We start from the raw sequence: 11,243 nt of genomic DNA, 5'->3' as shown, positions 1-11,243 counted from the left end.
CGACCCGCGCCGGAAGCCGGGTCCACCACGACCGGGATACTCGGAGCGTGAGCGCAACACTTCGTATCAACGGCCTGTCGGCCTCCCGTGGAGAGCGTGTCCTGTTCGAGGGACTCGATCTCACCGTCGCGCCGGGCGACGTGATCGGCCTGGTGGGGGCGAACGGCGCCGGAAAATCGACGCTGCTCACGACACTCGCCGGGGTCGGCGATGCCGACGTCACGGGCTCCGTGATCCTCAGCCCGCCCGACGCGACCATCGGGTATCTCGCCCAGGAACCCGAACGGGTGCCGGGCGAGACGATCCTCGGTTTCCTCGCACGTCGAACCGGTGTCGCTGCCGCCGAGGCCGTCATGAACGACGCCGCCGAGCGACTCGGCGACTCCGAGGAGGACCACTACACTCCCGCTCTCGAACGATGGCTCGCGCTCGGCGGTGCCGATCTGGCCGAGCGCGCCGAGAAGGTGGTCGACGATCTCGGCCTGGACGTCGGCCTCGAGGCGCCGATGACGGGCCTGTCGGGCGGCCAGGCCGCGCGGGCCGGGCTGGCCGCACTGCTGCTGTCGCGCTACGACGTGCTCCTGCTGGACGAGCCGACGAACGATCTGGATCTGGCCGGACTCGAACGACTCGAACGGTTCGTGGACGAGACACGTACGGCCCTGGTGCTCGTCAGCCACGACCGTGAGTTCCTCGCTCGCACCGTCACGGGCATCGTCGAACTCGATCCGGTGCAGCAGCAGATCTCGGTCTACGAGGGTGGTTACGAGGCGTATCTGGTCGAGCGCGAGGTGGCGCGCCGTCACGCGCGCGAGCAGTACGACGAGTTCGCCGATACGAAGGCGCAGCTCGAGGAACGTGCTCGGATGCAACGCAATTGGCTCGAGCACGGCGTCCGGAACGCACGGCGCAAGTCCAAGGACAACGACAAGGTCGGACGCAAGCACCGCGCGGAGGCCACCGAGAAGCAGGCCGCGAAGGCGCGCCAGACACAACGGCGCATCGAGCGGCTCGATGTGGTCGAGGAGCCTCGCAAGGAATGGGAACTGCGGATGTCGATCGCCGCGGCCCCGCGCAGCGGCACGGTCGTCGCGACCCTCGACGAGGCCGTGGTGCGGCGAGGCCGCTTCACGCTCGGCCCGGTGACCACCCAGGTGGAGTGGGGCGATCGCATCGTCGTCACCGGCCCGAACGGTGCCGGCAAATCCACACTGCTGGGCCTGCTGCTCGGCACGATCGAGCCGGATTCCGGCCGGGCGTCGCTCGGATCGGGTGTGCTCGTCGGGGAGATCGACCAGGCGCGCAGCCTGTTCGAAGGTGACGAGCCGCTGGTCGAGGCGTTCGGGCGCAATGTGCCCGACTGGCCGGATGCCGACCTACGAACCCTGCTGGCGAAGTTCGCGCTCAAGGGACACCACGTGTTGCGGACGGCCTCGTCGCTCTCCCCCGGCGAACGCACCCGTGCCGGACTCGCGTTGCTGCAGGCGCGGGGAGTCAATCTGCTGGTCCTGGACGAACCCACCAACCACCTCGACCTTCCGGCGATCGAGCAACTCGAGCAGGCCGTCGACAGTTTCGACGGCACCCTGCTGCTGATCACGCACGATCGCCGCATGCTGGAGACCACGCGGAGTACACGCCGATGGATGCTCGAGGGCGGGAAGCTGAGCGAGGAGTTGCTGTAGATGGGTGGAAGCGTCCGGGTGGACAGTTGGACGTGGTCGGTCCGGTTGTTCAAGACCCGCTCGGCCGCGGCGAGCGCGTGCCGCGCCGGGCACGTCCGGGTCGACGGTGTGACGGCCAAGCCGTCGACGCCGGTGACGATCGGTGCCGAGGTGCGCGTGCGTGCGCACGGCACGGAGAAGATCGTCGAGGTCACCCAACTGGTGAACAAGCGGGTCGGAGCACCGATCGCCGCGACCGCGTACATCGACCACAGTCCCCCGCCGCCGCCGAAGGAGATCCTCGCCGCACTTCCCCGCCGGGACCGCGGGACGGGTCGCCCGACGAAGAAGGAGCGCCGCGAACTCGATCGGCTTCGCGGTTTCGACGACGACTGAGCAGGCCACTGAGCAGGGCGTCGTCTTCAGCGGTTGACAAAGTGTTGTGTTTTCCTAACACTTTGTTCCATGAGTCCGGTACGCCGCGGGGAAACGCTCCCCATCTACAACCGCATCCGCGTCCTGCGCGCGGAACGCGGGATGAGCCGCGCACAACTGGCCGAACTCATCGAGGTGAACCCTCAGACCGTCGGCGCCCTGGAACGAGGCGACCACTATCCGAGTCTCGATCTGGCCTTCCGGATCTGTGACGTGTTCGGGCTTCCGGTCGAGGCAGTGTTCTCCCGAACCGAGTTCACCCCGTTGTCGACCGAGTTGTACAAGCCTCGGAAGGGGGCCTGACGATGTCCACCCCGTCCCTGCTCGACCGTTACGAAGACCGCCGCACCCGCCGGTTCCTCGAGAACGAGAAACTCACTGCCGGATGGTTGCCGAACTGGCGCACCCAGCACCGCCGTCGCATTCTCGCCGGCACGGTCCTGGCGCTGATCGCGCTCATGTTCGCCACCGCGATCGCCTCGTACTTCACGATGTTCGCCGCCCTCGTCTGGCTGCCGGTCACGATCGCCTTCCTTCCGGTGTGGACCTGCTTGCAGATCGTGTCGGGGCGGCAGTCCGATGCGCCCCGCCACGCCCTCGACGAACGTGAGATCGCCGAACGCAACAGTGCCCGTTCGATCGGCCTGTCCGTGGCACAGGGACTGCTGATGCTCCCCGTCTTCACACTGCTGTGGAGCGCGTCGCTCGACACGCTCGATCATCGGGCACTCGCCTATTCCGCGGGCGGCTTCGTTCTCGCCTCGATACTGTTCAGTGGTTGCCTGCCCGCCGTTCTGCTCGCCTGGACCCGCCCCGACGACGACCCGGAGGACCTGCCGTGACACTGACGATCGACACTCTCTCGAAACGCTACGGCGACAAGATCGCTCTCGACGGCGTGAGCTTCGAAATCCGCCCCGGCGAACTGTTCGGTTTCGTCGGCAGCAACGGCGCGGGCAAGACCACCACGATGCGGATCATTCTCGGCGTCCTGGCCGCCGACTCCGGTGAGGTCCGCATCGACGGGCGGCCCGTCGACCTCGAGGTCCGCCGCACGATCGGATACATGCCCGAGGAACGCGGCCTGTACCCGAAGATGAAGGTCGGCAAGCAACTGTCCTACCTCGCTCGACTGCACGGCCTTTCGAATTCGGAGGCGACCGATGCGGTGCAGCGGTGGACCGAACGACTCGGGATCGCCGAACGTCTCGGCGATACCGTCGACGCACTCTCCCTCGGCAATCAGCAGCGTGTGCAGCTCGCCGCCGCGCTCGTGCACGATCCGAAGGTTCTCGTACTCGACGAACCCTTCTCCGGACTCGACCCCGTCGCGGTGGACGTCATGAGCGACGTCCTGCTGGAGAAGGCGAAAGAGGGTGTCCCGGTGGTGTTCTCGAGCCACCAACTCGATCTGGTCCAGCGTCTGTGCGACCGCGTCGGCATCATCGGCGCGGGCAGGATGCGCGCGCTGGGCACCGTCGACGACCTGCGCTCCGGAGGTGACGCACGGCTCGTCGTCCACGCGCCGCAGGCACCCCACGGGTGGGCGACAGGCCTGCCCGGGGTCACCCTGGCCGAGTACGAGACCGAACGCACCGTGCTGACCGTCGCCCCCGGAACAGACGACCAGCTGATCCTCAAGGCCGCCCTGGCCACCGGCCCCGTTCACGAGTTCTCACTCCGGCGCCCGTCCCTGACCGAACTGTTCCGAGAGGTGGTCGCCGCATGAGCGCCCCGCTGAGCAACGCCCGCGCGATCGGGCTCGTCGCCTCGCGCGAGTTCGTCACCCAGGTCCGTAAGAAGAGCTTCCTGATCAGCAACGCGATCATTCTGGTCGCGATCGTCGTCGGCATCGTCGCCACGTCGATCCTCTCCGGCGGCGACGACGATCGACCCACCGTCGGCGTCGTCGGGGCACCCGCGCTGCAGACGACGATCTCCTCCCTCGGCGAGACCATCGGTACTCCGCTCGACGTCTCCGAGGTCCCGGATGCCGGCACCGCCCGCGACCGGGTCGCCGCCGGCGATCTCGACGTCGCCCTCGTGCCCGGCGACGGAGCGAGCGTCACGGCGATCACCGAGTCGGAACTCGACAGCGAGGTCCGCGCGGTCGTCGAAGCCGCCGTCGTACAGCAGGCCCAGGCCACCGCGCTGACGGATCGCGGTGTCGATCCCGCCGCGGTCGCCGCCGACGTGTCCGCCGCGACCGTGACCGTCGACGCTCTCGACCCGCCGGATCCCGAACAGGGACAACGCGTCATCCTGTCGGTCATTGCCGTGATCCTGCTCTACATGCAGATCCTCATGTTCGGCATGTACGTCGCGATGGGTGTCGTCGAGGAGAAGTCCTCGCGGGTCGTCGAACTGCTGCTGTCCACCCTGCGTCCCCTGCAGTTGCTGTGGGGGAAGATCCTCGGTATCGGCGCGGTCGGGCTTCTGCAACTCACGGCCTACGGTGCGGTCGGTGTCGGCACCGCGCTCGCCACCGGCACCCTCACGATCACCGGCACCGCGCTCGGTGTCCTCGCCGGCACCCTCGGCTGGTTCGTCCTCGGGTTCGCCTTCTTCGCGGTGCTCTACGCCGCGGCGGGCTCGATGGTCTCCCGGCAGGAGGACGTCAACGCCACGTCCGGCCCACTGGTGATGATCATCCTCGCGATGTTCTTCGCGGCGTTCTCGTCCGTCGACGACCCCGACGCGGGGTGGAGCACCACACTGAGCTGGATTCCGCCCTTCTCGGCGATCCTCATGCCGCTGCGCATCGCCGCGGGTGTGGCCACCCCGGTGCAGATCGTCGGCACGATCGTGCTCATGCTCGCCGCGATCGGCGTGCTCAGCGTGATCGCCGCGCGGATCTACCAGCGATCGATCCTGCGCATCGGTCGGACGGTCACCTGGAAGGAAGCGCTCGGCCGATAACCGGAACGACCCGATCGGCGGGGAGGTTCTGTGCGGTTCCTCGCAGGAATCCGCACCGCGCCTCCCCGCCGTTTCGTCCGGTATAGGTTGACGTCGACCGACGACGACAGGTGGAGGCGAAGTGGCCGGTGGCAGGATCTCGGCGCAGGAGTTCATCGACACGGTGCTCGACCCGGGAAGTTTCGTCTCCTGGGACGTCCCGCCGATCGAGGTCGGCGCCGGGGAGAAGTACCGCGCAGATCTCGCCGGAGCCGCGGAGAAGTCCGGTGTCGACGAGTCCGTCGTCACCGGATCGGGCACCGTGCACGGTCGCCGAGTCGCGTTGATCGTGTGTGAATTCGCCTTCCTCGCAGGCTCCATCGGTGTCGCAGCCGCCGAACGTATCGTCACCGCGGGCGAACGCGCGACCGCCGAGGGACTTCCCCTGCTCGCGTCCCCGACCTCGGGGGGTACCCGCATGCAGGAAGGCACTCTCGCCTTCGTGCAGATGGTGAAGATCGCCGCCGCCGTCGCGGCGCACAAGGCCGCGCACCTCGGATATCTGGTGTACCTGCGCAATCCGACGACCGGTGGAGTGTTCGCCTCGTGGGGATCACTCGGGCACGTCACCGCTGCCGAGCCCGGCGCCCTCGTCGGCTTTCTCGGCCCCCGGGTCTACAAAGCGCTCTATCAGGAGGACTTCCCCGAGGGCGTGCAGACCGCCGAGAATCTCTACCGGCGAGGTGTCATCGACGGTGTCGTGCCCGTCGGCGGGGTACGCCAGGTGGTTCACCGTCTGCTGCGGGTGCTGGTCGAGCCCAGCCGGCCCGAGGTGACGGCGAGTCCGGCGATCACCACCGTCGACGCCGTCCCGGACATTCCCGCATGGCAGTCGGTGATGCTCAGCCGCCGTCCCGAACGACCCGGCATCCGGCATCTGCTGCGGCACGCGGCATCGGCCCAGGTTCCCCTGTCCGGAACGGGGGAGGGCGAATCCGACCGCACGGTGCTGTTGTCGCTCGCCCGGTTCCGCGGGGTCTCGTGCGTGATGTTCGGTCAGGACCGGTCCGGGCAGTCCCCCGAGCGGACGATGGGCCCGGGGGCGTTGCGGGAGGCACGCCGCGCGATGCGCCTCGCCGACGAATTGCGCCTGCCACTGGTACTCGTCATCGACACCCTGGGCGCATCGCTGTCGAAGGAGGCCGAGGAGCGCGGACTCGCGCCCGAGATCGCCCGCTGTCTCGCCGATCTCGTCACTCTCCGGAGCCCGACCGTGTCGGTGCTGCTGGGCCAGGGCACCGGTGGCGGCGCGCTCGCCCTCCTGCCCGCCGACCGGGTGCTGTGCGCGCAGCACGGCTGGCTTGCTCCACTCCCACCCGAAGGTGCCAGCGCGATCGTGCACCGCGACACCACCCACGCACCGGCCATGGCGCAGGATCAGGGGATCCGCTCCCGAGACCTGCTGCACAACGGCATCGTCGACGCGGTCGTCCCCGAAAAACCCGATGCCACCGAGGAACCCGTCTCGTTCGTCAAACGGGTCGGTGCCGCGGTCGCTCGCGAGCTCGCGGTGCTGACCGACGAACCGGCGGAGGACCGCTACCGGCGGCGGCTCGAGCGGTACCGGAAACTGGGAGTGCCCGACCTCCAGGGCTGAATTCCGTTCAGCTGCCTGCCACTCCGACGGACGCGGTGACCGCCACGAGCAGGGCAGCGTCGATGCTGTTCACCGCATCGCGTACCGCTTTCGCCGCCCATTCCCCTGCCGCGATCTCCTTCGCGCGACGCCGGACGGCGCGCTTGTTCTCGCCGGGCAGGATCTTCGGGACCGCGTCCGCGGCCGACAACAAGGCGATGAGCGCTGCGGTACGCGTGTCGGGAGCGCCGCCCTCGACCACGGCCGAGCGGATCCGTTCCCGAAGCTGCTCCCGGTACGTCCCGTCGGCGGCGGGCCAGCGCCGAGCGGGGAACACTCCGAGGACGGTGCGGGCCTCCTCGCGAACCCGACCGTGTGCCACGGCCCGCGACGCGAGCTTCTCCCGGACGCCTTTCGAGAACTTCTCGACGACGGTCGTGGGTTTCATCGGCTTCGAGGAGCCGAGGCGGCACACCGCGTCCGCGAGGAGTTCGTCGGCGGGCTCGGCGACGTCGCGAACGACCACTCGGCCCTTCCTCCCCCCGTCGCCTCCGGTCCCGATGCCGACGGTCTCGTCGAGTGCCAGTTCGAGGAGGATCGCCCCGGCGAGTGCGCGGGGGAATCTGATGCCGTCGACGAGAGGTCTGCCGGATTCGGCATCGACGAGGAGGACGAACAGATCTTCCGCGAGCAGCGACATGCCGCCAGGATATCGACGGTGTGCCGTTCGTCGCGTGGTGGCGCCCACCCGTCGCAGATGCCCTCCCACCCGGCGGCGGTCACATAGGGTGGTCGCGGCCACACCAGTCGGCGAGGAAGGACATCACGCAATGGGCTCGTACGAGGACGCGTTCCGCCGGAGCATCGAGGATCCGGAGGGATTCTGGCTCGAGGCCGCACAAGCGGTCGAGTGGGAGAACGCTCCGAGGCGGGCACTCGACGACTCCGCGGCACCGTCCTATCGATGGTTCCCGGACGGCAGCCTGAACACCAGTGTCAACGCCCTCGACCGGCACGTACGGGCCGGCCACGGCGATCGCCCCGCCCTGATCTGGGATTCGGCGATGCTTCCGGCCAAGCGCACCTACACCTACGCGGAACTGCTCGACGAGGTGGCGACCTTCGCCGGGGTGCTGCGCGATCAGGGGGTGACGGCCGGCGACCGGGTGATCATCTACATGCCGATGATCCCCGAGGCCGCGATCGCGATGCTCGCCTGCGCCCGGATCGGCGCCGTGCACTCGGTGGTCTTCGGTGGGTTCGCCGCCAAGGAACTCGCGACCCGCATCGACGACGCGAAGCCGGTCGTCCTCGTCACCGCCTCCGGGGGCCTCGAGCCGGGACGCACCGTCGAATACCTGCCGATCGTCGAGCAGGCGATCGGGTTGTCGCCGACACCGCCGCATACCGTGATCGTCAAGGATCGGGAGCAGATATCCGGTTCGGCAGCCGACTATCAGACGTCCTCGGCGGCGTGGTTCGACTGGGACGAACTGTGCGCCGACGCGGCACCCGCGGATGCGGTGACCGTCGCCGCGACCGATCCGCTCTACATCCTCTACACCTCCGGCACCACCGGTAAGCCGAAGGGCGTGGTCCGCGACAACGGCGGGCACGCGGTCGCTCTGACGTGGTCGATGCGCCACATCTACGACATCGGCGCCGGCGACGTCTGGTGGACGGCCTCCGACGTGGGCTGGGTGGTCGGCCACTCCTACATCGTCTACGGCCCGCTGCTGGCCGGCGCGACGACGGTGATGTACGAGGGCAAACCGGTCGGCACCCCCGATGCGGGTGCGTTCTGGCGGATCATCGCCGAGAACGGTGTCAAGGCGTTGTTCACGGCTCCCACCGCGATCCGTGCCGTGCGCAAGGCGGATCCGAACGCCGAGGAGCTGAGGAAATACCCGATCGACTCGCTGCAGACGCTCTTCGCCGCCGGCGAGCGCCTCGATCCGGACACCTACCACTGGGCGACGAAGGTGCTCGACCGTCCGGTCGTGGACCACTGGTGGCAGACCGAGACGGGCTGGGCGATCGCGGCCAATCTGCGCGGTCTCGAGCAGATGCCGCTCAAGGCCGGCTCTCCCACCGTCCCGGTACCGGGATACCGGGTGGAGATCGTCGACGGTGAGGGCGCCCCCGTCGACGCGAACACCGAGGGCAACATCGTCATCCGGCTGCCGTTGCCCCCGGGCACATTGACCGGACTGTGGCAGGACGAGGACCGCTACCACCGCTCCTACCTCGACACCTTCCCCGGCTACTACCTCACTGGCGATTCCGGTTACATCGACGAGGACGGTTACCTCTTCGTCCTCGGCCGAGCCGACGACGTGATCAACGTTGCCGGACACCGCCTTTCGACGGGAAGTATGGAGGCCGTGGTCGCCGCGCATCCCGCGGTCGCCGAGTGCGCGGTGGTCGGCATCCGCGACGAGCTGAAGGGGCAGCGCCCCTCCGGATACGTGGTGCTCAAGTCCGGTTCCGACATCGACCCCGAAGTGCTGCGCCGGGAACTCGTCGAGATGGTCCGTGATCAGATCGGCGCGGTGGCGACCTTCCGTGACGTGACGGTCGTCCCGGCCCTCCCCAAGACCCGGTCCGGCAAGATCCTCCGCAAGACGATGCGCCAGATCGCCGACCACGAGGAGTACACGGTGCCCTCGACGATCGAGGATCCGGCAGTGCTCGACGCCCTGAAGGAACAACTCGGCGGCTGACCGGCACGCCGCCGGAGTTCGCACACCCGGGCGGACGGATACTCGGTGCAGAACACGAGCATCCGTCCGCCCGGGTGTGTCTACGTCACTTGCGTCGGCGGCGCCGGACGATCAACAGCACGACCACGACGGCGAGGACCCCGCCGGCCGCGGCGATGAGATCGGGCCGGTTGCGGACCGCCTCGGCCTGTTCGGACGCGGACTGCTTGACCCTGGTGGGAACGTCGAGTCTGTCGGTGAGTTCGCCGACCGTCGCGGCGAGTTCGGCTCGTTGCCGCTCGATGTCGGCGACCTCGTCGGGGCGTCCACCGTTCTCGGATGTGGTCACTTCGTCGCTCCCTTCGCGGCATCGATGTCGGCGCGCACGCTGGCAACCGTGCGCTCCGGGACGGGCGGTGCGGCGTTCTTCGCCTTGGAGGCACCGACTGCCGCGAGGATCCCGCCGACTGCCAGCACGATCACCGCGACGATGAGCGCGGCGAGCCATGGGTCGAGAGCGGTGGCCAGGCCCAGAACCGCGGTGGCGATGAGGGTCGCGAACCCGAGGAACAGCAGGATGGCGCCCGCACCCGAGATCCCCACCCCCACTCCGATGCGGGTTCCCTTGGACTTGACCTCCTCGAGGGCGTGCGAGACCTCGGTACGGACGAGTGTCGAGACCTGCGCGGTGAGCCGCTCGGTGAGTTCGACGGTGGACAGATCCTTCGACTGTTCGGCGACCGGGCGTGACGTACCGGACGATTGGGACATCAGGGCTTCCTTTCCGTCTCGGACCCGACAGCGTCACCTGATTCGGCACTGTGGGCCTTCCGCAACTTCCTCCCGTGTTCCACGAACTCCTTCTGTTTGGCGGCGTTCTTCTCGATCACACGCGAATCACGTTCGGGCAGTTGCAGGACCTCCTCGGCAGGCATCCCGGCCTGCAACTGTCGGCCGCGTTCCATCTCCGCGTCGAACTCGGCGCCGAACAGCAAGGCCACGTTGGTGATCCACAACCACAGCAGGAAGATCACAGCACCGGCGAGCGAGCCGTAGGTCTTGTTGTAGCTGCCGAAATTGGAGACGTAGAACGCGAAGCCCACCGAGGCCAGGATCCACACCACGATCGCGATGAGCGATCCGAGACTGATCCAGCGGAACTTCGGCTGGGCCACATTGGGGGTCGCGTAGTACAGCACCGCCACGAGGACGACGACCAGCAGGAGCATCACCGGCCACTTGGCGATGTTCCACACGGTCACCGCGGTGTCGCCGAGACCGATGACGTCGCCGATCGCGCGGGCGACGGGACCACTGACCACCAGCATCAGGACAGTCGCGCCGACCGCGACCAGCGCCAGGGCGGTCACCAGCAGCATCAGCGGACGCAGCTTCCAGACCGGCCGGCCCTCCTCGATCTCGTAGATCCGGTTCATGGCACGACCGAACGCGCCGACATACCCCGAGGCCGACCACAGAGCGCCGAGAATACCGACGACCAGGGCGAATCCGGCAGTGGGCGCGGCGACGAGTTGTTCGATCGGACCCCTCAGGGTGTCGACGGCGGAGGACGGGCCGAGATCCTCGATCATCCCGAGCACGGTGTCCACCGTGGACTGTCCCTGCCCGAACACGCCGAGCAGCGAGACCACCACGAGCAGGGCGGGGAAGAGCGAGAGCACCGCGTAGTAGGTCAATCCCGCTGCGACATCGGTGCACTGATCATGACTGAACTCGCGGATCGTTCTGCGCAGCACATACTTCCACGACGTCTTGGACAGGTCTGTGGGAGAGTCCGGCTTGTGCGGGTCGTCGGGCGCGAGGGTGGCGCCGGACGTCCGCTCGTCTCCACGATCGGCTTCCATAGTGCTGCGAGTACCCCGGCTCGCCCGAGCATCAAACGCTTCC

General features: G+C 68.1%; 12 protein-coding genes. 8 read left to right on the top strand and 4 right to left on the bottom strand.

The features are described from left to right. Positions 1-47 precede the first annotated feature (47 nt). The 7 genes from MOM01_RS12645 to MOM01_RS12615 all read left to right on the top strand — a co-directional run bounded on the left by MOM01_RS12645 (position 48) and on the right by MOM01_RS12615 (position 6,654). Entirely contained in the window at positions 48-1,685 is a 1,638-nt protein-coding gene (locus MOM01_RS12645; protein WP_241385770.1) for an ABC-F family ATP-binding cassette domain-containing protein, read from the top strand. After that, positions 1,686-2,060, top strand: a complete 375-nt coding sequence (locus tag MOM01_RS12640) for an RNA-binding S4 domain-containing protein (RefSeq protein ID WP_241385769.1) — start codon at positions 1,686-1,688, stop codon at positions 2,058-2,060. A gap of 69 nt (positions 2,061-2,129) precedes the next feature. Further along, positions 2,130-2,402, top strand: a complete 273-nt coding sequence (locus MOM01_RS12635) for a helix-turn-helix transcriptional regulator (RefSeq protein WP_241385768.1) — start codon at positions 2,130-2,132, stop codon at positions 2,400-2,402. A gap of 2 nt (positions 2,403-2,404) precedes the next feature. Continuing rightward, positions 2,405-2,941: a hypothetical protein gene (locus MOM01_RS12630; protein ID WP_241385767.1), complete on the top strand. Its 537-nt coding sequence runs from the start codon at positions 2,405-2,407 to the stop codon at positions 2,939-2,941. Then, entirely contained in the window at positions 2,938-3,828 is an 891-nt protein-coding gene (locus MOM01_RS12625) for an ABC transporter ATP-binding protein (protein WP_241385766.1), read from the top strand. The genes MOM01_RS12630 and MOM01_RS12625 overlap by 4 nt, the downstream gene beginning before the upstream one ends. Further along, positions 3,825-5,018, top strand: coding sequence for an ABC transporter permease (locus MOM01_RS12620; protein ID WP_241385765.1), 1,194 nt, complete (start codon positions 3,825-3,827; stop codon positions 5,016-5,018). Before MOM01_RS12625 ends, MOM01_RS12620 begins: the two co-directional genes overlap by 4 nt. 121 nt (positions 5,019-5,139) lie before the next feature. Beyond that, positions 5,140-6,654 (top strand): acetyl-CoA carboxylase carboxyltransferase subunit alpha/beta, encoded by a 1,515-nt coding sequence (locus MOM01_RS12615; protein ID WP_241385764.1) that lies wholly within the window; start codon positions 5,140-5,142, stop codon positions 6,652-6,654. A 7-nt stretch (positions 6,655-6,661) separates the two neighbouring features. Here MOM01_RS12615 and MOM01_RS12610 read toward each other — a convergent pair whose 3' ends face one another. Next, positions 6,662-7,333 carry a GOLPH3/VPS74 family protein gene (locus MOM01_RS12610; RefSeq protein WP_241385763.1) on the bottom strand — a complete coding sequence of 224 codons (672 nt, stop codon included), beginning with the start codon at positions 7,331-7,333 and terminating at the stop codon, positions 6,662-6,664. A gap of 130 nt (positions 7,334-7,463) precedes the next feature. Here MOM01_RS12610 and MOM01_RS12605 point away from each other — a divergent pair, with 130 nt between their 5' ends. After that, positions 7,464-9,356, top strand: coding sequence for a propionyl-CoA synthetase (locus MOM01_RS12605; RefSeq protein WP_241385762.1), 1,893 nt, complete (start codon positions 7,464-7,466; stop codon positions 9,354-9,356). Between the two features lie 85 nt (positions 9,357-9,441). On the opposite strand, the gene MOM01_RS12600 is transcribed toward MOM01_RS12605, so the two are convergent. The 3 genes from MOM01_RS12600 to MOM01_RS12590 are packed head-to-tail and all read right to left on the bottom strand — an operon-like array spanning position 9,442 to position 11,200. Then, positions 9,442-9,684, bottom strand: a complete 243-nt coding sequence (locus tag MOM01_RS12600) for a DUF3618 domain-containing protein (RefSeq protein WP_241385761.1) — start codon at positions 9,682-9,684, stop codon at positions 9,442-9,444. Continuing rightward, on the bottom strand, positions 9,681-10,106 hold the full coding sequence (locus MOM01_RS12595) for a phage holin family protein (RefSeq protein ID WP_241385760.1): 426 nt from the start codon (positions 10,104-10,106) through the stop codon (positions 9,681-9,683). The genes MOM01_RS12600 and MOM01_RS12595 overlap by 4 nt, the downstream gene beginning before the upstream one ends. Continuing rightward, positions 10,106-11,200 (bottom strand): YihY/virulence factor BrkB family protein, encoded by a 1,095-nt coding sequence (locus MOM01_RS12590; protein WP_241385759.1) that lies wholly within the window; start codon positions 11,198-11,200, stop codon positions 10,106-10,108. The genes MOM01_RS12595 and MOM01_RS12590 overlap by 1 nt, the downstream gene beginning before the upstream one ends. Positions 11,201-11,243 lie beyond the last annotated feature (43 nt).

Origin of the sequence: Rhodococcus sp. CH91 (assembly GCF_022554085.1) — a bacterium.
In the GTDB taxonomy this organism is placed as follows: domain Bacteria; phylum Actinomycetota; class Actinomycetes; order Mycobacteriales; family Mycobacteriaceae; genus Rhodococcus.
This window is presented reverse-complemented; position numbering and strand designations above follow the sequence as displayed.

What these genes read in the sequence shown, in the direction of transcription:
- MOM01_RS12595 (WP_241385760.1), bottom strand. Translation starts at nt 10,106, where the DNA reads ATGTCCCAATCGTCCGGTACGTCACGCCCGGTCGCCGAACAGTCGAAG.
- MOM01_RS12620 (WP_241385765.1), top strand. Translation starts at nt 3,825, where the DNA reads ATGAGCGCCCCGCTGAGCAACGCCCGCGCGATCGGGCTCGTCGCCTCG.
- MOM01_RS12630 (WP_241385767.1), top strand. Translation starts at nt 2,405, where the DNA reads ATGTCCACCCCGTCCCTGCTCGACCGTTACGAAGACCGCCGCACCCGC.
- MOM01_RS12640 (WP_241385769.1), top strand. Translation starts at nt 1,686, where the DNA reads ATGGGTGGAAGCGTCCGGGTGGACAGTTGGACGTGGTCGGTCCGGTTG.
- MOM01_RS12635 (WP_241385768.1), top strand. Translation starts at nt 2,130, where the DNA reads ATGAGTCCGGTACGCCGCGGGGAAACGCTCCCCATCTACAACCGCATC.
- MOM01_RS12605 (WP_241385762.1), top strand. Translation starts at nt 7,464, where the DNA reads ATGGGCTCGTACGAGGACGCGTTCCGCCGGAGCATCGAGGATCCGGAG.
- MOM01_RS12610 (WP_241385763.1), bottom strand. Translation starts at nt 7,333, where the DNA reads ATGTCGCTGCTCGCGGAAGATCTGTTCGTCCTCCTCGTCGATGCCGAA.
- MOM01_RS12590 (WP_241385759.1), bottom strand. Translation starts at nt 11,200, where the DNA reads ATGGAAGCCGATCGTGGAGACGAGCGGACGTCCGGCGCCACCCTCGCG.